The organism is Citrobacter amalonaticus (assembly GCF_018252635.1).
Classification (GTDB): domain Bacteria; phylum Pseudomonadota; class Gammaproteobacteria; order Enterobacterales; family Enterobacteriaceae; genus Citrobacter_A; species Citrobacter_A amalonaticus_E.
Window position 1 is genome coordinate 125,645 of record NZ_JAGTXM010000001.1, and the last position, 23,270, is coordinate 148,914.

Here is a 23,270-nt window from a genome sequence, read left to right on the forward strand (position 1 = left end):
GTTAATTAAGATTGGTAGATTAATTTATAAATTCCTTTTTCCATACGTAATTATTAAAGCCGAATATTCACTAATAAACGAAACGGCTAAATAAAAGCAATAAGAATTTGCGTTAAGGAAACATTTTTTATGTACACACAGACAATATATGAATTGAGCCAGGAAGCGGAACGCTTGCTGATGCTCTCTTTAGAGCATCTGAAGACCGTAAAAAAAATGCCAACGGCTACTCTGGAGGGGGGGGCCGCATTAAAGAGTGAGGATGACCGCAACGTTCAGGCCATGCATTTCAGCTCCCGGGGAGGGGAGGCCCAGCAGGCCACGTTAAGCAATGAGTTGCGAAAAATCTCGCGGCTGGAAATGGTACTGGCGATTGTCGGCACCATGAAGGCGGGCAAATCGACGACGATCAATGCCATTGTCGGGACAGAAGTGCTGCCCAATCGCAACCGTCCGATGACCGCGCTGCCAACGCTGATCCGCCATACGCCCGGTCAGAAAGAACCGGTGTTGCATTTTTCCCACGTCGCGCCCATCGATGCGCTGATGAAGACCCTGCAAAAGAGCATGCATGCCTGCGATCGACAGAATCTGACGCAGGTGCTGGAAATTGATAAAGATATGAATGGCCTCATGCAGCGCATCGAAAGAGGGGAAGCGTTCGAGCGCCACTATCTCGGCGCACAGCCAATCTTTCACTGCCTGAAAAGCCTTAACGATTTGGTGCGTCTGTCGAAAGCGCTGGACGTGGATTTTCCCTTTTCAGCCTATGCGGCGATTGAGCATATTCCGGTGATTGAGGTGGAATTTGTTCACCTGGCGGGGCTGGAGAACTATCCGGGTCAACTGACGTTACTGGATACGCCCGGGCCAAATGAAGCCGGGCAGCCGCATCTGCAAAAAATGCTCAATGAACAACTGGCGCGCGCCTCCGCTGTGCTGGCGGTAATGGATTATACGCAGTTGAAATCCATTTCCGATGAAGAGGTGCGTCAGGCCATCGCCGCGGTAGGAAAATCGGTGCCGTTGTATGCGCTGGTGAATAAATTCGACCAGAAAGATCGCAACAGCGATGATGAAGAGCAGGTGAGAGCGCTGATTTCCGGCACCCTGATGAAGGGCTGTATTCATCCGGCGCAAATTTATCCGGTCTCCTCGATGTGGGGATATCTGGCCAATCGGGCGCGCCATGAGCTGGCCAATCACGGTCATCTGCCGGATCACGAAGAGCAGCGCTGGGTACAGGACTTTGCTGAAGCCGCGCTGGGGCGGCGCTGGCGAAGCGCCGATTTGGATGATATTGAACACCTGCGCCATGCGGCGGATTTGCTGTGGGAAGACTCGCTGTTCGAACAGCCGATCCGGACCTTAATTCATGCCGCCTATGCGAATGCGTCACTGTATGCACTGCGTTCCGCCTCGCATAAATTGTTGAATTATGCCCATAGCGCACGCGAATATCTGGAGTTCCGCTATCACTGTCTGACGGTGACCTTTGACACGCTGCAGCAAAATATCGTGCGTCTGGAAGCGGATATGCAGCAACTGAAGGTGAGCCAGGATAGCGTCAGCGATGAAATCCACCATGAGGTCGGGCTGGCGCTGACGTCGGCTAACGGTTTCCTCAACCAGCAACAGGCCACGATCTTGCGCAACATCGAGACCTTTTTCAGTCGCGAACAGCTCCTGAAACTGTCGCGTGGCGATAGCTGGTCGCCGCTGCCGCAGGCGGGGCTTGACGGAGAGATGCTGGTGCTGCACGACGAAGCGCAAGCGCAGGTGATCCTCAGCAAGCTACGTTCCGCCTGTGAGGGCGTCCTGCTGGCGGCGCAGGAAAACATCAGTCGCGATCTGGCGATGCGTTTTGAACAGCTGGAAGCCACGCTCAGCCGGTCGCTGAACGAAGCGATGCGCCCTATCGAAATGCGGGTGAAAGAGGAGCTGAGTCATGCGGGATTTCGCCCCCGGATCCGTTTTCCGGCCTTTCACTCCTCTATGTTTAATTTCACGACGCACCAGTTATTCAGCGATGCGATTGCCCAGCAGGACCGCGTCGAAAGCGATGAACCACGTGTGAGCGGGGTGCGTGAAACATTCTCCCGTTGGCTGAACCAGCCGAACTGGAGCTGGAATGATGAGGTCGAAGCGAAGACACGCTATCTGATAGATATCAATGCGCTGCATCAGAGCCTGGTGGAGTACGTCAGCCACTTCTGCCAACAAATTCGTAAAGCTTTAGCCGCGCAGGTCGATGTTTCAGTTACGGCGGGTATGGCAACGTTTTTTGCCGATTTCTCATTGTGCCTGGCGGGATTGCAGGAGAGCCTGCGCGAAAGTTTACTGGTTCGTCAGCAGAATGAATCGGCTGTTCAGAGTCTGAGTCAGCAGTTGCAGCACAGTATTGCCGCGACTGCCTGGATTTATGAGGACTCCCGTCTGCTCCGTGACGACATTCAAACCCTTTTTGTGGCCGAACACACATGACAAACGCGTTACTGGAAGGCCCCGGACGGACGCTGGAGTGTATCCACCCGAAGTTTATGGTCGATCTGGTTCAGGGAGAAGAACCGAAACGGGCAGGCGATACTCTGCAACAGCAGCAGTTTCGCGAGCGCCTGACGCAGGAGATTCTGTCCCAGACGCAGCTGCGGGCGTGGGCGATGGCCGGGATGTTCAACGAACATCTGATGATGCGCCTGAAGCTGGTGGAAAAGCTGGCGGGTATGCTCGACCCGGGCCACCTGGCGCTGACGCGGATCTCCGCGCGACTCCAGGCGCTACAACAGATGGATCTCTCTCGCGGGCCATCCATCCCAGGACTGGCTCAGCAACTTACCACTCTCAGCGAGTGGTTTTGCCAGCGCAGTGCCTGGAAGGAGAAGGCGCTGAGCCAGCGTGGCCTCACGGTCCAGGCCGGGGAACACAGTGAACAGGTGTTTACCCGCTGGCTGGCGGGGGCTTATGAAGGATGGTCGCTGCCGGGGCGTTGTTTCATTGCGCTCGAAGAGTTGCGGTGGGGAGCGTTTGGCGATGCCTGCCGTCTGGCGAATCCGGACGTGGCGGTGATGCTGAAAGATAATCTCCGGGCGATGGCGACAAACTACCTGGCCCATAGTATCAATGCCGCGCCGACGACGCGTCACTATTATCATCAGTGGTTGAGTGCCAGCGCGACCGCCGGTTCAGGCGAATACAGTAATATGCTGAGCTGGCTGGGAGACTGGTGTGAGGCGGATAAACATCCGGTGTGCTGGTCTGTGACACAGCGCTGGCAGACGGTTGCGCTGGGTATGCCGCGACTCTGTTCGGCAAAGCGACTGGTGGATGCGATGGTTGAAGAGGTGTTTCCGCCCTCTCCCCTCAGGTTTTGAGAGGAGAGGGCTGATGATCAGTGGTTTGCGGATTCCGCTGTCGTTTCTTCCGCCGCCGCAGGCGCCGGAAGCCTGGCGAAGCGTTTGGCGTAGAGCGCGGTAATAATCGGCACCAGAATCGCCGTGACCACGACGCTGGCGGCGACCAGCGCCGTCGCGGAGGCGGCGACCGGTTCAAACGCCGGGTTGATTTGCGCGATAATCACCGGGTTGGCAACGGCGGCACCTGCCGCAGAGGACGCCGCGACACCTGCTGTACCATTACCACCACCGATCACACGGTCAGCAATAATCAGCGGAATACCGGTGATAACAATCACCGCCACACCCAACAGGATGCCCAGCAGACCGGTATCTACAATTACGCCTAGGTTAATGGTGTTACCCAGCGCAAAGCCGAAGAACGGAATCAGTACCGGCGTTGCTTTGCTGAAGAACGCACGCAGATCGTGGTCAAGGTTGCCCAGCGTGAAGCCTACCAGGAACGGCAGTACCGCGCCGATAAAGTGATGCGGCTCAAAGGAACCCAGACCCGCAGCGCCCAGAATCACCATCGTCATCAGCGGACCGGATTCCAGGGACATCAGAACGAACGCGCCGGACTCTTCTTTCGTCCCATACTGATTCATCAGGCTGGCATACAGACCGCCGTTGGTCATATCCATCGCGGACACAATCGCCAGCACGGAAAGACCGGCAAAGAAACCGGTCTGAATACCGGTATCCGGAATAAACGAGGCGGCAATCATTGCCACTGCCCACGCCACGGCAATTTTGGTAATCACCAGCGTGCCGGATTTACGCAGGACCGTACCTGTCGCGCGTAAATCAATCGATGCACCAATACAGAAGAACCACACAGCAAGAATCGGTACCGTGCCGGTAATCATGCCTTTTGTAAAGGAACCAAAATAAGCACCGGTATTCGGCGCCAGGGTATTTACAACCGCACCCAGCAGCAATGGAATCAACATCATCCCACCAGGGATGCGTTCAATGGTGGCTTTAATTCTCATAAATGTCCTCACTTCTTGCCCGTGGAACATACGGACAAGGTGGCAAAAATATTAAAATTCAGAAGGTTGCATCTAACCAGAAGGCAGGAAAGTCTGCGTTCTCTTTATGTTTTCGTAGCGATAGCACTTTGTATCGGCGCTTTTCGCTTCCCGGTGGTATTACATCGACTATTATCTTGCATTCATTGGAATGCTGATTCAATCAAAACGAAACAGTGTTTTAGTTATCTTTGTCACATAATCAATGTAAACATTCCAGCGCGATCTGAATATTTAAAATTACCGTAAAGAAGTTGTGAAAAATGAGAGGGTATTACCTGGCAGAATAATAATCACAGCAGTGACTTTTTATAAAGTAAGCGCAACAAAATAGAGATCGAAAACGTAAAAAAGAACAACTCTGCGCTTTAAAAAAAGAGACTCAGGATCACCTTATTTACCTCCGTTGACGAAACCCAAACATATATGTGAAGTTGATCACAATTTTAAACACTGGTAGGGTAGATAGCTCATTAACCGCCCAAATCAGGCGTCAACAGGTTCGGTTGTACAGGCCTTAACCAGTCCGTGTAAGTAAACCTGCTACGCTTGTTACAGGAGTTGCGTCTGAGCAACCCCGCGCTCGACGGTGACGTTCGCGCTCAGTGCGCCAATGCAGTCGATATGCCGCGAGACAGGGCTTAGTCTACGAGGACAGCTATGCTGAAAAGGAAAAAAGTAAAACCGATTACGCTTCGCGACGTCACGATTATCGATGACGGTAAATTGAGAAAAGCGATTACCGCCGCGTCGTTGGGTAACGCGATGGAGTGGTTTGATTTTGGGGTATATGGGTTTGTTGCCTACGCATTAGGTAAAGTGTTCTTTCCGGGGGCTGACCCCAGCGTGCAGATGATTGCCGCCCTTGCTACTTTCTCTGTTCCCTTTCTGATTCGTCCGCTCGGTGGTTTGTTCTTCGGTATGCTCGGTGATAAATATGGTCGCCAGAAGATCCTTGCCATTACCATTGTGATTATGTCGATCAGTACCTTCTGTATCGGCCTGATACCGTCTTACGCCTCGATAGGCATCTGGGCACCGATCCTGCTGCTGTTGTGTAAAATGGCACAGGGCTTCTCCGTCGGCGGTGAGTACACGGGCGCGTCGATCTTTGTGGCCGAATATTCCCCGGACCGTAAACGCGGTTTTATGGGAAGCTGGCTGGATTTCGGCTCTATTGCCGGGTTTGTGCTGGGTGCGGGCGTTGTAGTCCTGATCTCGACAGTGGTCGGAGAAGAGAACTTCCTGGAATGGGGCTGGCGTATTCCGTTCTTTATCGCCCTGCCGTTAGGGATAATTGGACTCTATCTGCGTCATGCGCTGGAAGAGACGCCGGCGTTCCAGCAGCACGTCGATAAACTGGAACAGGGCGACCGCGAAGGGTTGCAGGACGGACCGAAAGTCTCCTTTAAAGAGATTGCCACTAAGCACTGGCGCAGCCTGCTGGCCTGTATTGGTCTGGTGATTGCTACCAACGTCACCTACTACATGCTGTTGACCTATATGCCGAGCTATCTGTCGCATAACCTGCATTACTCTGAAGATCACGGCGTGCTGATTATCATCGCTATTATGATCGGGATGCTGTTTGTCCAGCCGGTGATGGGACTGCTGAGTGACCGTTTTGGTCGTCGTCCGTTCGTGATCATGGGTAGCATCGCGCTGTTTGCGCTGGCAATTCCGGCCTTCATTCTGATTAACAGCAATATCATCGGCCTGATTTTTGCTGGTCTGCTGATGCTGGCGGTGATCCTCAACTGCTTCACCGGGGTAATGGCTTCTTCATTACCGGCTATGTTCCCGACCCACATTCGTTACAGTGCGCTGGCGGCGGCATTTAATATTTCTGTACTGATTGCGGGTCTGACGCCAACGCTGGCGGCCTGGCTGGTGGAAAGCTCGCAGAATCTGATGATGCCGGCTTACTACCTGATGGTTATCGCGGTGATTGGTTTCATCACGGGGATCACCATGAAAGAGACTGCGAATCAGCCGCTGAAAGGGGCAACGCCTGCCGCCTCGGATATTCAGGAAGCGAAAGAAATTCTCGGTGAGCACTACGATAATATCGAGCAGAAAATTGAGGATATCGATCAGGAGATTGCGGATCTGCAGGCGAAGCGTACGCGCCTGGTGCAGCAGCATCCGCGGATTGACGAGTAAAGCTTAAGGTTTGCTTAATCTCTGGCTGGCACACTCTCTTCCATACCCTGGAGGAGAGTGTGATGAAACAACGTATTTATGAAAGTGTAACGACCATGTTCAGTGTACTGATTGTCAGTAGCTTCCTGTACATTTGGGTTTCAACTTACTAAACCTTTTTCAACCGCACCGAGGCGCGAGTTCCGGTTGTTCCACTGCGATTTTGCAGGAAAAACTGGCCGTGGTGCAGCTGCGTAATGCGGCTGACGATACTTAACCCCAGACCGATTCCGCCGTAACGGCTGTCCATGCGGACGAAGGCTTTGCTGAGTTCGCCACACTTGCTCTCATCGATCCCCGGTCCTTCATCTTCTACCGCCATTGTTATTGTTGCTTCGTCATCGACATTTAGCGTAATGGCGATGGTGGTGCCTTCCGGACTGTAGCGATGAGCATTTTCCACCAGATTACGCAGCAGCATTCGCAGCAGCGTCGCGTCGCCCTGCACGGTGGCATCGTCCTGGCTGTCGGGCAGCAGTAGCGTCTGTTCGCGCTGTTCCAGCATCGTGCTCAGTTCATCGTAAGACGGCAGGATCACATCTTCCAGCAATCTGACCTGTTGATAATTTCCCGATGAAAAAGACTGACCCACGCGCGCGAGTTGTAAAAGCTGCGAGACGCTGTCCATCATTTGATCAAGACGACCCAGCAGCGGCGCGACATCCACGTTATGCGCTTTTGACAGCAGTTCCAGATGCAAACGGACGCCCGATAACGGCGTTCGCAGTTCGTGCGCCACGTCGGCGGTAAACAGACGTTCATTCTCGATGGTCGTGGTCAGTCGATTAACCAACTGGTTGAGCGCTGAAACGACCGCTTCAATTTCGACCGTTGAGCTGTGAATTTCGATAGGGGAGAGGTTATCCGCCGTGCGGGTCTCTAACTCTTGCTGCAGATTGGCGAGCGGACGGGTGATGCGGCGAACGGCCTGATAGCAAATGAACAGCGTTAACCCCACCATAAACACGCTGGGGACGATCAGGCTGGCGACCGCCTCGCGGATTTCATGCATGATGTGGCGATCGTTATTGCGGTTATCCCGCAGCGCCTGTTCAAAGAGCTGGATCTGCTCGGTGCTTTCATGCCAGAGCCAGAAAGTGCTGATAAGCTGGAAAACCAGCAAAATCATGCCGATGGTGATCATCAGCCGCCGACGCAGCGTCATAGGCTGGCGTAGAAAACGCTTTAGATTCAATTAGCTTTCCTCAGTCGCCGTTGCCACCAGCATGTAACCAAAGCCGCGCACGGTACGAATACGGGATTTTCCCACTTTATCGCGCAGGTTATGGATATGCACTTCCAGGGTATTGGTGGACGGTTCGTTATCCCAGTTATAGATATCGTTATAGAGAATTTCCCGATGTACCGGGCTTCCCGATTTCAGCATCAGACGTGACAGCAGCGCATACTCTTTAGGGGTGAGAATTAACTCTTCTCCCGCTTTCCACACCTGTCGACGGCCCATGTTCAGCGTCAGGTTACCGACCACCAGCTCACTCTCGCCCTGGTTATTGTGACGACGCAGCAGCGCACGGATGCGGGCGTGCAACTCTTCCAGCGCAAAAGGTTTCACCAGATAGTCATCGGCTCCGACGTCCAGCCCGGAAATCTTATCGCCGAGCGTGTCACGAGCGGTAAGGATCAGCACCGGCAGGGTATATTTTTTCTGCCGGATGCGGGTAAGAAAGTGCAGACCATCTTCGTCAGGCAGACCGAGATCCAGCACCACCAGACTGTAATGACCGGTCTCCAGGCATTGCTCTGCCGCGCGTGCGGTCGAGACGCCATCGCAGGCGTATCCTTCGGTTTGCGCCGCCAGAATCAGGCCCTGCAAAAGCAGCGTATCGTCTTCAACAATCAGTATTTTCATTGCGTGGTTCTCCTGCAGGGCTGCAGAATATCATCTGCGGCCTGATATTGCGTGGTCTGAACGCCGGTCAGTCCCAGCATGGTCGAGAAAAGATTGTCCTGCGAGTAATCCTGAGTACGCGCCTGTTTTTGCAGGCAACTGGCATCAACCTGATAGCGCTGCTGATAATCCTCTGACAGCCACAGCAGCATCGGCACATGCTTCTGAGCGTCTGGCGCAACAGCATACGGCAGACCGTGCAGATAAACGCCGTTTTCACCCAACGACTCGCCGTGGTCGGAAAGATAGACCAGACTGGTGGTGAATTTGTCCTGATGCGTTTTCAGAAGATTAATTGTTTTATCAACAATATAGTCGACATACAGTACGGTATTATCATACGTGTTCACTAATTGTTCCTGTGAACAGGTCTGGATTTCATTGGTATTGCAGGTAGGGGTAAATTTCCTGAACTGCGGCGGGTAGCGGTTGTAATAGGTCGGGCCGTGGCTGCCTATGGTATGCAGCACGATCACTCCGTCACCTTGCAGGTTGTTGATGTACTCTTCCAGACCGTGGAACAGAACCTCGTCATAGCATTCGCCGTCGATGCATTCCCCTTGCAGGTTTAACGCCGTCATATTCTGATGCGGCACGCGGTCACACGCGCCTTTACAGCCGCCGTCGTTGTCGTTCCACAGCACATTAATGCCCGCGCGCTGGATAATATCGAGCATCCCTTCCTGATGTTGCGCCAGCTCTTCATCGTAATGTTTGCGCGGCATGTTGGAGAACATGCACGGCACAGACACCGCCGTGGCCGTACCGCAGGACGTGGTGTGCGGGAAGTAGACCACATTGTCTTTTGCCAGCAGCGGGTTGGTTTCGCGAGAGTAACCGCCGAGCGAGAAGTTCTCACCACGCGACGTTTCACCGACGATCAAGATGGTCAGGTTTTTACGCTTTTCTTGCTGCATCAATGGATTGCGATGAGCATCCTCACCGATACGCACCAGCGGCAGGTGCGCGAGGCGCTGATGGGAGTACCATGACCAACTGGCGACAATGCCGTTAGACGGGCTGAGGGCTTTGACCAGTTCTTTATTGTTGCGAAACAGCGAGGCGTAATCTTTATAGAAAAAGGCCGCCACCAGCACGATCAATAGTACGGACACCAGCACGTTGGCAGCACGATACAGCACGCTGCGCAGGACGGGCAGGGTCGGTTTGATTTTGATCCAGCAGGCGATGACTGCCGCCACAATGCCGCTCAGGCCGAGCGTTAGCAACATTTGCGGCGTCATCAGGGCGAACGTTTCGGCAGGCGTAGTATCCACCATATTGGCAATCATCGAGCGGTCGATAATGATGCCGTAGGTCATGATGAAGTACTGCGCCGACGCACCCATCACAATAAACAGGCAGGCCAGCGGTTTGTTCAGCCACAGGAAAGAGGCCAGCGTCAGGACAATATTCATGACGCTAAAGGCCACCACCGGCATCGACAAGAAGACCAGCACATTACGCAGGGAATCCAGCGGCAGAGCCTGCACAACCTGCTTGTAGAACGCGATGTTCAGACAAACCGACAGATAGAATGAAACCAGTAGTAACCAGGCCAACAGGCTGAGAAGGGGTCTTTTGACAATGCGCTTTAACATGCTGGAGCTTCCGTAGACTAAGTAGCGCAGATCCTCGCAGAGTATAATTAAGCCAACCTTAAGAACTTAAGGTTGGCTTAACGGGGGAAAAGGACGGGGTTAGTTACGGTTAACCGGCGCATCCAGCGGGAAGGGGTTTTTGTGGATCCGGTTATAGTTCAGGGCGTACAGCGCGGTGATGATCATCAGGGTCACGAATGACCACATTACCTCTTTCGCGCCGGAACCCACCACTGCCCAGATGCAGTAAATAAAGGCCACAAAGGTTATCAGCAGATAGAGCGGACGCGCTTTGCCGAAGTGTCCGTGACCGAGCAACAGCAGCGCGGCGCAAGTGTACAGATATGGCACCAGCGTAAAGATGACGGACACGGAAGAGACGAGACCAAACTCTTTCGCGGCGTTTGGCGACATACTGCTGAACTGGAAGATAGTCATCAGAATACCGACGATAATCAGCCCGGCAACCGGCGTACCCGCTTTATTCACGCGGGCAAAAATGGGGGGGAACAGGCCGTCATCGGCGGCGGCTTTTGCGGTCTGTCCAGCCAGCAGCGTCCAGCCGCCAAGCGAACCTAAGCAACCTGCCGCCGCGCAGAAGGAGACAATCGCGCCGGCGGTATTACCCAGCGCCATGCGCGCCGCGTCACCGAACGGTGAAGCGGAGACGCGCAGCGCGGCGTTGGGGATCATCCCCATAATGGCGGTCGTGGAGAGCACGTAGCACACGGCTGCAATCAGCACCCCGCCAATGGTGGCAATCGGCACGTTGCGTTTCGGGTTTTTGACCACGCCTGCCGCTACCGAGGCGCTTTCGACCCCGATAAATGACCACAGCGTTACGTTCAGGGTGCTCTGAATCGCGCCGAAGGTGTTCATACCGCTCACGTTCCAGGCCGCCATATAGGTTTCGCCACGGAACCAGAACCAGCCAAACACCGCGATACCGACGATGGGGACCAGCGCCAGCACGGTGGCGACGGCCTGAACGCGGGTGATCATTTTTGGACCGACAATATTAAGCAGAACAAAAATCCACAGCACTACGACGCAGGTCAGCGTCAGCACCAGCGGATCTTTCAGAATGGGGAAGAAGTAGCTCAGGTAACCGACGCCGATAACAACCATCGCGATGTTACCGATCCAGCAGGCCAGCCAGTACAACACGTTGGTTTGATAACCGAGGAACGGCCCAAAACAACGGCGCGCATATGCGTAAGAACCGCCGGGACTGGGATCTAAGGACGACATTTTTGCGTAGACCATCGACAGCGCCAGCGCGCCGATAATCGTGACTAACCATCCGTAGATTGCAATCCCGCCGGTGGCGGCCAGGTTCGCAGGCAGCAGGAAAACCCCTGAACCCATGATATTCCCCGACACCATTAAGGTGACGGGGATTAAGCCCACTTTGTGGGCATCAGCATCCGAGGACATAAATAAACTCCTGAAAGGAACAATAAATGATGTCTCATAATACGCCTTCAGAGAGCGGTTGAATTATGTCCGGCGCGGGTTATCGCCAATGCTGATATTATCGTGGCTCATTGTAAAACGTTCAAAAATCACGCTACTGCACGGTCTTTAAACTGGCTGACATAATGCAGTGGAGTCATGCCATAATACTCTTTGAAAACAGAGATAAAGTAAGATGTACTGTTATAACCACACAGTTCGGAGACCTGGGATATATTCTTGCCATCCATCAGAAGTTGATTAACGGCGTAGCGCATCCGACAGGTGGTGATGATTTGACTGTAGCTGGTATTTTCGCTCTTTAGCTTTTTTTTCAGTAGGCTTGGACTAAGACATAAACAACTGGCGACCTGGTTAAGATTCCACGCTTTATGAATGTCACTCTCGATAATATGGTAAACGCTGTCGCTGACGCGGCTTCGCAGCATATACATCAGCAGGGACAAAAACTTCTTACTGTCGAGAAAGCGGGATAACACGGCGAACAACAGGCAGCGTGTACGTTCTTCTTCGCCAGGACTGTCGGTATGGGCAATGCTGTGTTGTGCAGCAACCCGGAAGACATCGGGGGTCACACACTCAGCGGTTAATACCGGGGAGGAACTCCGTTGCCAGAGTGGAATATTTGAAAGATCTTTATTTAAAAATCGAAGATAATCTTTAATTATATCTCGGCTAATATGTGCGACCAGTGCGTTATTAATTGATGAGATGTCGATGATATTGTTTTCACAGGCGATGAGTGCCATATGATTCGCTTTTAAATTGATAGCCTCTTTACCGTTTACCCGTAGCCAAACGTCTTTTTCGGTTAACACGACAATGCAAGGATTATTGCTGAAAACTCTCATACCCTAACTCCCGAATATGAACATAAAATATCCTTTCTCGCCAAAGGGGAGAGATAAAGCAGATATTTTGATTTGTATGACGAATGAGGTCAGCATTAAAATAATGGTTTTGTCTGGAAATACAATAGGCGTCAGATAATTGCTATGTACAAAAATTTTTACGCGGTGGAAACCATGCATGATTGAATAAAAAAAGCGCGGGGAGCACCCGCGCAAAAAGGTATGACAGTGTTAGATTTTTTCAGCAATACTCAGGCAACGCTCGTCATAACCCTACGGCCAAAACCAGGCTGCGTCAGGGTGGCCATGTCATGACGCAGTCGTCGGAATAGATTTACGCTTTCACGCACATCACGTGATAGACGCCATCAATGATTTCAGTTCCTTCGGTTTCATGTTCGAAGCCAGGGAAGTGATGATCCCAGGACTGCAGGGCGCGGAGATAGCCTACCTGCGGACTGTTTTCATCACCGAAATTCTCGCCGGAGAGCAGCATCGGAATTCCCGGCGGGTAGGGGATGACGGAGTTCGCGGCGATACGTCCCGGCAAGTTCTCAATCGCCACCATTTCAATGTTGTCGTTAACGATCGCGTTATAGGCCTCACGCGGCGTGATCTCGGCAACCGGCAAGCCGGAATAGGCGGCGTTCAGCTGCGCGCCAGGATTGTTTTCACGCAACCAGGTGAACATCTGATCGCCCAGATCGTGAATCCCCATGTTGGCATAGGTTTCAGGATGGGCTTCCACCAGTTCTGGCATAACCTGCACCAGCGGGGTATTGGCATCGTAGTGATGTTTGAAGGAACACAGGGTGTTGATCAAGGTTCCCCATTTCCCACGTGTGATACCCATTGAGAACAGAAACATGATCTGAAAATCGGTGGTACGGGTCGGTACAATACCATGACGTCCAAGCCAGGCGGTGACCAGCGCGGCAGGAACCCCTGTTTCTTCCAGTTCACCGTCATCACCCATACCCGGTGCGAGGATACTCACCTTGATCGGATCGAGCATGCTCCAGTTATCGGGCAAGTCCTTAAAGCCGTGCCAGGATTCACCTGGGCGCATCACCCAGCAGTTCTGGTCCGTTGCCAGCAGTTTTGCCGGTGCATCAGCAAAATCGAAAGTTTCACCGGTCTGCGGATCGGTGACCACCTCTTTGTTCCACGGTTTGAAGAACCAGTCACCGTCGGCGCTGAACTCCTTATACAGACGCGCCATGGCCTGGCGGAAATCGATGGCTTCGTCGATCACCTCCTGAGTCAGCGACAGGCCGCTGTTGCCGTCCATCATGGACACCGCCACGTCGTTGGATGCGCAGATGGCATACAGTGGCGAAGTGGTGGCATGCATCATGTACGCCTGATTAAAGCGGGAGAAATTCACCGCGCCGCGGCCTTCACGAACATGGATGTATGAGGCCTGAGAAAGTGCGTTCAGCAGTTTGTGCGTGGAGTGGGTGGCAAAAACGGTAGGTCCGCTGTGATCGCCCGGTTCACCGCGCATCGCATAGTGGTCGGCGTAAATCGGATTAAAGCGGGCGTAGCCGTACCAGGCTTCGTCGAAGTGGATGCGGTCGGTGGTTTGCGCCAGTAACGCCTGTGCGGATTTCGCGTTGTAGCAGACACCATCATAGGTACAGTTGGTCACCACGCTATAAGACGGCTTTTGCCCCACTTTATCTTTGGTCTGTGGGCTTTCGCTGATTTTTTTCTGCAGGGCTTCCGGCTGCATTTCCTGCGGGTAGATAGGCCCGATGATGCCGTAGCGGTTGCGGCTCGGCACCATATACACCGGTTTTGCACCGGTCAGGATCAACCCCTGCTCGATTGATTTATGGCAGTTACGATCCAGTACCACCACATCGTTATCGGTCATACAGGCCTGCATAATGGTGCGGTTGGAGCCGGAGGTCCCGACCACCACAGACCAGGAACGATCTGCGCCAAATACCCGTGCGGCGTATTTTTCACTTTCCCCAAAGGCGCCGGTGTGATCGAGCAGAGAGCCCAGCGATGCGCGTTCAATCCCCATGTCGCTACGGAACAGGTTTTCGCCGTAATAGTCATGATAGAAGCGACCGGCAGGCGTTTTGGTAAAACCAACACCGCCCTGGTGGCCTGGAGCAGCCCAGGAGTACTCGTGAATATCGCTGTATTTCATCAGCGCACTGAACAGCGGCGGCAACAACTGCTGACGATAACGGGTCATCGCGGCGACGGCGCGTCCGGCGATAAAGTCAGCGGTGTCTTCAAGGATCCAGGCGAACTCATCGACAAGCTCCAGCATATCGCGGTCCAGCGAGGCGGTGGCTTTCTCTCTGTCACCTAACAGAAAAACCGGCACGTTTTGCTGGCGCTCATGAAGCTTACCGATCAGTTCTCTGACGTTTTGATGTTCATCAGGCTGTTCCATTTGATAGCTGAACATCAGGCAATCAATGGCTTCGTTTGCCGACAGGATGGCGTAGCCGTCGTCGAAAGACGTGGACTTAATGACGGTAATATTTTGCCGACTTAAGGCGTCTGCCAGACGTTCCACGGCCTTGCCAACCCAGGTGTCCTGATGCAGAAATTCACTTTCAACAATTAATACTTTCATCATCTTTTACCCGGTTGTGAAGGAATCTGTGATGCGGGCAAGTATTATCCTGACTAAATAAGGTGTAAAGAGGGCGAAAATTGGCGGGGTTTCTAAAATAATTTTTATTAAACAATAAGTTAATATGATTTTTTAGACGTTTTTTGCCGCGGTTTATCGACAGCTGAACTATTTTTTGAGCTGATAGTGATATTACGCATTACCCAACCATTTGCCGACGCTGTTGGCTCAACTTACGGTATTGTTGGGGCGACATACCGACATATTTGCTGAAGGTGCTGTAAAAGCGGCTACTGGAGCGGAAGCCTGCTGTCAGCGCCACGTCGAGAATGGTTTTATCGGTATCGCTGAGCAGGGCGCGAACGTGATTAATCCGCATGGCGGTGATGTATTGCTTCAGGGTCAGTTGCATCACGCGTTGAAATATCCCCATCGCATAGTTGGCATTGAGTTTCACATGGTCAGCGACGTCATTGATGGTAAGTGCCTGATCGTAATGATCGGCAATGAATCCCAACATCTGGCTGACGTAAAACTGCGCGTGACGAGAAACGCTATTCTTATGCGTGCGTGAGGTTTTGTTGAGCAAAATCGGCTGCCAGCCGGAAAGGCTAAAGCGCTTTAGCATCAGGCCGATTTCATCGATCGCCAGTTGACGGATTTGTTCGTTCGGGCTGTTTGTCTCCTGCTGCCAGCGCAAAACTTCAAAGGTGCTGAGCTGTTGGGTAGCCAGGGATTTTATCACCATGCCGTGTGTGACATGGTTGATAAGCTCCCGATCCAGGGGCCAGGAGAGAAACAGGTGCATCGGCAAACTGAAAATCGCCATCTGCCGGCAGTTGCCAGGACGGGTCAGTTGATGCGGCGTACAGGCCCAGAACATTGTGATATGCCCTTGTTTTATCTGCACCACCTCATTGTTGATCAAATACTCCACATCACCATCAAAGGGAACATTCACCTCGACCTGACCGTGCCAGTGGCTGGCGGCCATCGCATGCGGCGGGCGTAGCTCAATATCCATCCGTTGATATTCAGAGTAGAGCGACAGTGGACTGCGCGTCTGTTTTTCATCACCGTTGCACATATGCGGGTCGGGTGGGAGAAAGGGGATTGGTTGCGTGCTCATCATCACTCCGTTTCCTGAATTGTCAGAATCATGCCAGCTTTACGGGGTCAGAACCGGGAATTCGGGCACAAAACCGACGGTTGTGATGAATAATAGACCTTGCAACCGCCCGAATGCTCTGCTTTTCAGGCCATTTTATCCCAAAAGCTCAGATCGACATGCTGCCAGCAGAAGATCTGAGCTTTCGGGAATGCTCATCGGGGAAGACGGAGGTTTTCACTCAGATCGCGTGCCACCATGAATCTGTCCACTACTGTTCTGGAGAGTCATGATGACAGCCCCCAAAATTACTTTTATCGGCGCCGGTTCAACGATATTCGTGAAAAATATCCTCGGCGATGTCTTTCACCGCAAGGCGCTGAAGTCGGCACATGTTGCCCTGATGGATATTGATGAGACGCGCCTTGAAGAGTCGCACGTCGTTGTTCGTAAGCTCATGGATTCTGCCGGTGCGTCCGGTCATATTACCTGTCACACCGATCAAAAAGCCGCGCTACAGGATGCTGATTTCGTGGTGGTTGCCTTCCAGATTGGTGGCTACGAGCCCTGCACAGTGACCGATTTTGAGGTGTGTAAGCGCCATGGTCTGGAACAGACGATTGCCGACACGCTCGGCCCTGGCGGTATTATGCGCGCGCTGCGCACCATCCCGCACCTGTGGCAGATCTGCGAAGACATAACGCAGGTCTGCCCAAACGCCACGATGTTGAATTACGTCAACCCGATGGCAATGAACACCTGGGCGATGTATGCCCGCTATCCGCACATTAAACAGGTGGGTCTTTGCCACTCCGTACAGGGAACGGCGGAAGAGTTGGCGCGCGATCTGAACATTGATCCTGCTTCTTTGCGTTATCGCTGTGCCGGGATCAACCATATGGCGTTCTATCTTGAACTGGAACGTAAAGCTGCCGATGGCACGTATGTGAATCTCTACCCGGAACTGGTGGCAGCCTACGACGCCGGGCAGGCGCCGAAGCCCAACATTCACGGCAACGAGCGCTGTCAGAATATTGTGCGTTACGAGATGTTCAAAAAGCTGGGCTATTTCGTCACCGAGTCCTCGGAACACTTTGCCGAATACACGCCGTGGTTTATTAAACCTGGCCGCGATGACCTTATTGAGCGTTACAAGGTGCCGCTGGATGAGTACCCGAAACGCTGTGTGGAGCAACTGGCAAACTGGCATAAAGAGCTGGAAGAGTACAAAACCGCGGAGCGTATCGATATTCAACCGTCACGTGAATATGCCAGCACTATTATGAATGCCATCTGGACGGGTGAACCGAGCGTGATTTATGGCAATGTGCGTAACGACGCGCTGATCGACAACCTGCCGCAGGGCAGTTGCGTGGAAGTGGCCTGTCTGGTGGATGCAAACGGTATTCAGCCAACCAAAGTGGGGACGATTCCGTCACATCTGGCGGCGATGATGCAGACCAATATCAACGTACAGACGCTATTGACCGAAGCCATCCTGACGGAAAATCGCGATCGCGTTTACCACGCGGCCATGATGGACCCGCATACGGCGGCGGTATTGGGCATTGAGGAAATCTATGCGCTGGTGGATGACCTGATCGCCGCACACGGCGATTGGCTACCGGCCTGGTTGCACCGTTAATCGTCCATTTTGCCGGGTAGCAAACCCGGCGTTACCCCTTTCTAATAACAGAAGGCGGGCGCTGGTAACAGCGACCCGATACCCTATGAGCATCTCTCTGACAACAAAACTAAGTTACGGATTCGGTGCGTTTGGTAAGGATTTCGCCATCGGCATCGTCTACATGTACCTGATGTATTACTACACCGATGTCGTCGGACTCTCGGTTGGCGTCGTCGGCACACTGTTTCTGGTGGCACGAATCTGGGATGCGATTAACGACCCGATTATGGGATGGATTGTTAACGCCACGCGTTCGCGGTGGGGAAAATTCAAACCCTGGATACTCATCGGTACGTTGACGAACTCACTGGTGTTGTTCCTGCTCTTTAGCGCTCACCTGTTTGAAGGCACTACGCAGGTGGTTTTTGTTTGCGTGACCTACATTCTGTGGGGCATGACCTATACCATTATGGATATTCCATTCTGGTCTCTGGTGCCGACCATCACACTTGATAAACGTGAACGCGAGCAACTGGTGCCCTTTCCACGTTTCTTCGCCAGTCTGGCAGGATTTGTCACTGCCGGAGTGACGCTGCCGTTTGTGAATATGGTCGGCGGTGAGGATCGTGGGTTCGGTTTCCAGATGTTCACGCTGGTGCTGATTGTGTTCTTTATTGCTTCAACAATCGTGACATTGCGCAATGTGCATGAGGTGTTCTCATCTGACAGCCATGCGACGGCAGACAGTTCACGGCTGACGCTTAAATCGATTGTGGGTCTGATCTATAAAAACGATCAGCTTTCCTGTCTGCTGGGAATGGCGCTGGCCTACAACATAGCGTCTAACATCATTAATGGATTCGCAATCTATTACTTCACGTATGTCATTGGGGATGCAGATCTTTTCCCGTATTACCTGTCTTATGCCGGCGCGGCGAACCTGCTGACGCTGATTTTCTTCCCCCGACTGGTGAAGATGTGGTCTCGTCGCCTCCTGTGGGCGGGGGCGTCGGTGTTGCCTGTGGTGAGCTGCGGGGGACTATTTGCCATGGCGTTAGCGGGTTATCACAACGCGCCACTGATTGTGCTCGTGGGGATTTTCCTCAATGTGGGAACCGCGCTTTTTTGGGTATTACAGGTCATTATGGTGGCGGATACGGTTGATTATGGTGAGTATAAGCTCAACGTGCGTTGCGAAAGTATTGCCTATTCCGTACAGACGATGGTGGTGAAAGGCGGTTCTGCGTTTGCCGCGTTTTTTATCGCTGTGGTGCTGGGGGTTATCGGTTATACCCCAAACGTCGCGCAATCAGCGCAAACTCTCCAGGGCATGCAGTTCATCATGATTGCTCTGCCGACGCTGTTTTTCATCGTGACGCTGATTCTCTATTTCCGCTACTACCGCCTGAACGGCGATACATTGCGTAAGATCCAGATTCACCTGTTGGATAAGTATCGCAAAGTGCCGAAGCCCCTCTTGCAACCGGAAACACCTGCAATACCGGTTAGCGCGACTGGTGATGTGAAGGCGTAATCATGGAATGGATTTCGCTGATAGGCTATCTGGCGGCGTGTCTGACCACGCTCTCTTTTTTGCCACAGGCGATCAAAGTCATCACCACCCGTAATACACAGGGGATTTCCGGTCTGATGTACGTCATGTTTGTCTGTGGCTTAGTGATGTGGTTGATTTACGGATTACTCATTGAGGACACCGCGGTTAGCATGGCGAATTTCCTGACGCTGGTGTTCGCCTTGCCGATTCTGGTGATCAAACTTCGCAGGGGATAGCGCTACTTGCATTGAGGGGATAATAAGTGGCCCGGGGGGATCACCGGACTGCTTTCAAACGTTGAGAGCAGTCCGGTGCCGGGCCGAAGAGGTTATTTCGCGCAATTAGCGCATTGCTTGTTCACAATCTGCTGGAAGAAATCGTTGCCTTTGTCATCGACCAGGATGAACGCCGGGAAATCTTCCACTTCAATTTTCCAGATCGCTTCCATACCCAGTTCCGGATACTCAACGCATTCCAGATGCTTGATACTCTGCTGCGCCAGGACCGCTGCCGGGCCGCCAATGCTGCCCAGATAGAACCCGCCGTGTTTCTGGCAGGCATCGGTCACCTGCTGGCTGCGGTTGCCTTTTGCCAACATGATCATGCTACCGCCGTGCGATTGCAGCAGATCGACGTAGGAGTCCATGCGGCCTGCGGTGGTCGGCCCTAATGAGCCTGACGGATAGCCCGCCGGTGTTTTCGCCGGACCGGCGTAGTAGATCGGGTGATCTTTAATGTACTGCGGCAACCCTTCGCCAGATTCGATACGCTCTTTCAGCTTCGCATGAGCAATATCGCGACCGACGATAATGGTTCCGGTCAGCGACAGACGGGTTGAAACCGGGTACTGCGAAAGCTGTGCCAGGATCTCTTTCATCGGGCGGTTGAGGTCAACGTGAACCACATTGCCTTCACCGGCCTGACGCAACGCTTCCGGGATGTACTGGCCTGGGTTATGCTCCAGTTTTTCGATCCAGATCCCTTCGCGGTTGATTTTGGCCTTGATGTTACGATCCGCCGAGCAGGAAACGCCCATGCCGACAGGGCAGGAGGCACCGTGACGCGGCAGACGGATCACGCGGATATCGTGGGCGAAATATTTGCCGCCAAACTGCGCGCCGAGGCCCAGTTTTTGTGCCTCTTCCAGCAGTTCCTGTTCCAGTTGTGTATCACGGAACGCCTGACCGTGTTCGTTACCGGTGACAGGCAGCGCATCGTAGTAGTGCGTGCTGGCGAGCTTCACGGTTTTCAGCGTGCTTTCTGCGGAAGTGCCGCCAATCACAAAGGCGATATGGTAAGGCGGGCAGGCTGCTGTTCCCAGCGTCCGCATCTTCTCAACGAGGAAGTTTTTCAGCTTGCCCGGGGTGAGCAGCGCTTTGGTTTCCTGGTACAGGTAAGTTTTGTTGGCGGAACCGCCGCCTTTCGCTACGCACAGGAATTTATACTCATCACCATCGACGGTGTAGAGGTCGATCTGTGCCGGCAAGTTGGTACCGGTATTCACCTCTTTGTACATATCCAGCGCGGCGTTTTGCGAGTAGCGAAGATTGTCTTCGATATAGGTGTTGTACACCCCTTTCGACAGCGCCGCTTCATCTCCGCCACCGGTCCAGACACGCTGGCCTTTTTTCCCCATGATAATGGCCGTACCGGTATCCTGACAGGTTGGCAGAATGCCTTTGGCGGCGATTTCGGAGTTTCTCAGGAATTGCAGGGCGACGTATTTATCGTTTTCGCTGGCTTCGGGGTCATGAAGAATGGAGGCGACTTGTTGCTGATGTTCGGGGCGGAGCATGAAGGAGGCATCGTGAAAGGCTTGTTGCGCCAGCAGCGTCAGGGCTTGCGGCTCAACCTTCAGTATAGATTCACCTTCAAACTCACTCACGCTGACATAATCGGAAGTGAGAAGGTAGTACTCTGTTTCGTCTTTCCCCATCGGGAAAGGTGCCTGATAGAAGAACGCTTTATTTGACATGTGCTTCCAGCCTATTGATTTCTTTTAATATCATAAGTGACGTACCGCCCGATGACGGGCGGTACGCGGGAGACCTTTACAGGAATCCGTACATGGCAGCGAAGATCCAGCCAAAGACGCAGGAGACGCTCACGCCAATCAAACCCGGGAGAATAAAGCTGTGGTTGATGACGAAGCGACCAATGCGGGTGGTACCAGAACGGTCAAACTGAATCGCCGCCAGATCGCTCGGATAGGTCGGCAGAATATAGTAGCCGTAGCACGCCGGGGCAGACGCCACGATGTAGGCCGGGTCAACGCCAATCGCCAGCGCGACCGGAACGATAGCCGCCAGCGCCGCTGCCTGAGAGTTAACGAATTTAGACACCAGCAGCAGAACAATCGCATAGGCCCACGGATACTCTTTCACCATGTTGCCCAGCACACCTTCGATTTCTGTCATGTGCGCGCCGAACATGGTTTCCGCCATCCAGGCGATACCGTACACCGCCACAATGGCGATCATACCTGAACGGAAAACTTCGTTTTTAGAGATTGAAGCGGGATTGGTCTTGGTCAGGATAATAATCAGCGCACCGGTCAGCAGCATGAACATCTGGATAACCAGCACCATCGACAGCGCTTTGCCACCGAATGAAGGGCGCAGTTCAGAGAAGGCACCCAGGATAGCGACGACAGCAATTGCGGCAAGGAAGATCCACATCGCCAGCCAGTTGCTTTTCGGCAGCTTTTTGTCCAGCAGCGTAGCGGTGTCGCCATACACGTAGTGATGGTTTTCCGGTACGGAGATGAATTTCTGGAAGTCTTCATCTTTATCCAGATCTTTACCACGGAACCAGCTGAAAATACCGATAGCCAGAATACCAATCAGCGTTGACGGGATAGTGATCGCCAGCAGGTCGAGGAATTCGAGGTGTTTGCCTTCAAACGTCACGTTACCCAGCATGGCAACCAGAGAAACCACCGCGACCGATACCGGGCTTGCGATAATCCCCATTTGCGCGCCAATGGAGCTGGCGGCCATAGGACGTTCCGGGCGGATGTTGTTTTTAATTGCGACGTCGTAAATGATTGGCAGGATCGTGTAGACCACGTGGCCGGTACCGCAGAGGATGGTCAGGGTACAGGTCACGAACGGGGCAACGATAGAGACATATTTCGGGTTGCGGCGCAGCAGTCTCTCTGCGATCTGCAACATTACATCCAGGCCGCCTGAGGCCTGTAGGGTTGCCGATGCTGCCACCACGGCGATGATGACCAGCATGACGTCAACCGGTGGTTTACCCGGCTGGAGGTGGAAAACGAAGACCAGAATGACCAGGCCGATACCGCCTAACAAACCCAGCGCGATACCGCCCTTTCTGGCACCATAAAACAAACATATTAATATTATGAGAAGTTGTATACTAAATAGCATTTATTTACCCTCGCGATAAAACCAGTCAATTTTGATAAATGGATCACAGCCATGTTCTGTTTTTTGTGTTGTGGGCGCAGAGCCTGGCTAATATTTGTTTCGTCTGAAAGTGTGATTAATTTCTAAACATCGAATAAAAGTTTTTCATAAGGACAAGAAAACTCTTATCGTTTTTTTCAGGCTGTTTTCAGAGAGCACGACTCTCTGGCGATGGGTAGTGTTGAAAAAGGAGAGCAGAGGCAGGTTCGGGCTATTTTTGTATCTTTATGAAAAACATGAACATATCATCTGCTCACAGAGTGTGCTTATCCTTAAGATGTAGCATGAGCTCCGTTGCTACCGTTTATCGTTTTTGTTAATCCATCCGGTTATTTCCGGACTACTCCTTTGTGATTAAAAATACACACTCTGCGCAGGGGATAATACTTTATTAACTTTTGTTAGCGTTTTTGAAATTAAAAACAATTGAATGTCGGATAATAATAACGCATTGAAAAATGTGGGATGATGCAATTATATTT

The 23,270-nt window shown here is 52.7% G+C and carries 17 protein-coding genes; 7 read left to right on the forward strand and 10 right to left on the reverse strand.

The window, feature by feature from the left end:
- Positions 1–129 precede the first annotated feature (129 nt).
- Positions 130–2,484 (forward strand): clamp-binding protein CrfC, encoded by a 2,355-nt coding sequence (crfC, locus tag KE671_RS00585; RefSeq protein WP_206161276.1) that lies wholly within the window; start codon positions 130–132, stop codon positions 2,482–2,484.
- Positions 2,481–3,371 carry a diguanylate cyclase regulator RdcB family protein gene (locus tag KE671_RS00590; protein ID WP_206161277.1) on the forward strand — a complete coding sequence of 297 codons (891 nt, stop codon included), beginning with the start codon at positions 2,481–2,483 and terminating at the stop codon, positions 3,369–3,371. The genes crfC and KE671_RS00590 overlap by 4 nt, the downstream gene beginning before the upstream one ends.
- 17 nt (positions 3,372–3,388) lie before the next feature.
- On the opposite strand, the gene kdgT is transcribed toward KE671_RS00590, so the two are convergent.
- Entirely contained in the window at positions 3,389–4,387 is a 999-nt protein-coding gene (kdgT, locus tag KE671_RS00595; protein ID WP_206161278.1) for a 2-keto-3-deoxygluconate transporter, read from the reverse strand.
- Between the two features lie 699 nt (positions 4,388–5,086).
- Between kdgT and proP the strand changes: the two genes are divergently transcribed.
- Both proP and pmrR read left to right on the forward strand, forming a co-directional pair.
- Complete coding sequence (gene proP, locus KE671_RS00600) at positions 5,087–6,589, forward strand: glycine betaine/L-proline transporter ProP (RefSeq protein WP_042321219.1); 1,503 nt, start codon at positions 5,087–5,089, stop codon at positions 6,587–6,589.
- Between the two features lie 62 nt (positions 6,590–6,651).
- Positions 6,652–6,741: an LpxT activity modulator PmrR gene (gene pmrR / locus KE671_RS00605; RefSeq protein ID WP_206161279.1), complete on the forward strand. Its 90-nt coding sequence runs from the start codon at positions 6,652–6,654 to the stop codon at positions 6,739–6,741.
- On the opposite strand, the gene pmrB is transcribed toward pmrR, so the two are convergent.
- The 7 genes from pmrB to melR form a co-directional block, all read right to left on the reverse strand.
- Positions 6,738–7,823 carry a two-component system sensor histidine kinase PmrB gene (pmrB, locus tag KE671_RS00610; protein WP_206161280.1) on the reverse strand — a complete coding sequence of 362 codons (1,086 nt, stop codon included), beginning with the start codon at positions 7,821–7,823 and terminating at the stop codon, positions 6,738–6,740. The two genes, pmrR and pmrB, sit on opposite strands and share 4 nt — an antisense overlap.
- Complete coding sequence (gene basR / locus KE671_RS00615; protein WP_206161281.1) at positions 7,824–8,498, reverse strand: two-component system response regulator PmrA; 675 nt, start codon at positions 8,496–8,498, stop codon at positions 7,824–7,826.
- Positions 8,495–10,138, reverse strand: coding sequence for a phosphoethanolamine transferase EptA (gene eptA / locus KE671_RS00620; protein ID WP_206161282.1), 1,644 nt, complete (start codon positions 10,136–10,138; stop codon positions 8,495–8,497). Before eptA ends, basR begins: the two co-directional genes overlap by 4 nt.
- Before the next feature lie 99 nt (positions 10,139–10,237).
- Complete coding sequence (adiC, locus tag KE671_RS00625; protein ID WP_206161283.1) at positions 10,238–11,575, reverse strand: arginine/agmatine antiporter; 1,338 nt, start codon at positions 11,573–11,575, stop codon at positions 10,238–10,240.
- A gap of 128 nt (positions 11,576–11,703) precedes the next feature.
- Positions 11,704–12,465: an AraC family transcriptional regulator gene (locus tag KE671_RS00630; protein ID WP_206161284.1), complete on the reverse strand. Its 762-nt coding sequence runs from the start codon at positions 12,463–12,465 to the stop codon at positions 11,704–11,706.
- 334 nt (positions 12,466–12,799) lie between these two features.
- The gene (gene adiA / locus KE671_RS00635; RefSeq protein ID WP_206161882.1) at positions 12,800–15,067 is read right to left on the reverse strand and encodes an arginine decarboxylase; all 2,268 of its coding nucleotides are present in this window, start codon (positions 15,065–15,067) and stop codon (positions 12,800–12,802) included.
- A gap of 199 nt (positions 15,068–15,266) precedes the next feature.
- Positions 15,267–16,196, reverse strand: a complete 930-nt coding sequence (gene melR, locus KE671_RS00640) for a transcriptional regulator MelR (protein WP_206161883.1) — start codon at positions 16,194–16,196, stop codon at positions 15,267–15,269.
- Positions 16,197–16,464: 268 nt separating this feature from the next.
- Here melR and KE671_RS00645 point away from each other — a divergent pair, with 268 nt between their 5' ends.
- From KE671_RS00645 to KE671_RS00655, 3 genes are all read left to right on the forward strand, one after another.
- Positions 16,465–17,820 carry an alpha-glucosidase/alpha-galactosidase gene (locus tag KE671_RS00645; protein WP_206161285.1) on the forward strand — a complete coding sequence of 452 codons (1,356 nt, stop codon included), beginning with the start codon at positions 16,465–16,467 and terminating at the stop codon, positions 17,818–17,820.
- Between the two features lie 85 nt (positions 17,821–17,905).
- Positions 17,906–19,336: a melibiose:sodium transporter MelB gene (gene melB / locus KE671_RS00650; protein WP_206161286.1), complete on the forward strand. Its 1,431-nt coding sequence runs from the start codon at positions 17,906–17,908 to the stop codon at positions 19,334–19,336.
- Between the two features lie 2 nt (positions 19,337–19,338).
- Positions 19,339–19,593, forward strand: a complete 255-nt coding sequence (locus KE671_RS00655) for a SemiSWEET transporter (protein ID WP_206161287.1) — start codon at positions 19,339–19,341, stop codon at positions 19,591–19,593.
- A 92-nt stretch (positions 19,594–19,685) separates the two neighbouring features.
- Here the strand turns inward: KE671_RS00655 and fumA are convergent, their stop codons facing one another.
- Together fumA and dcuB are read right to left on the reverse strand one after the other, a co-directional pair.
- Positions 19,686–21,332 carry a class I fumarate hydratase FumA gene (gene fumA, locus KE671_RS00660; protein ID WP_206161288.1) on the reverse strand — a complete coding sequence of 549 codons (1,647 nt, stop codon included), beginning with the start codon at positions 21,330–21,332 and terminating at the stop codon, positions 19,686–19,688.
- Positions 21,333–21,408: 76 nt separating this feature from the next.
- Positions 21,409–22,749, reverse strand: a complete 1,341-nt coding sequence (gene dcuB, locus KE671_RS00665) for an anaerobic C4-dicarboxylate transporter (RefSeq protein WP_206161289.1) — start codon at positions 22,747–22,749, stop codon at positions 21,409–21,411.
- Between the last annotated feature and the right edge of the window lie 521 nt (positions 22,750–23,270).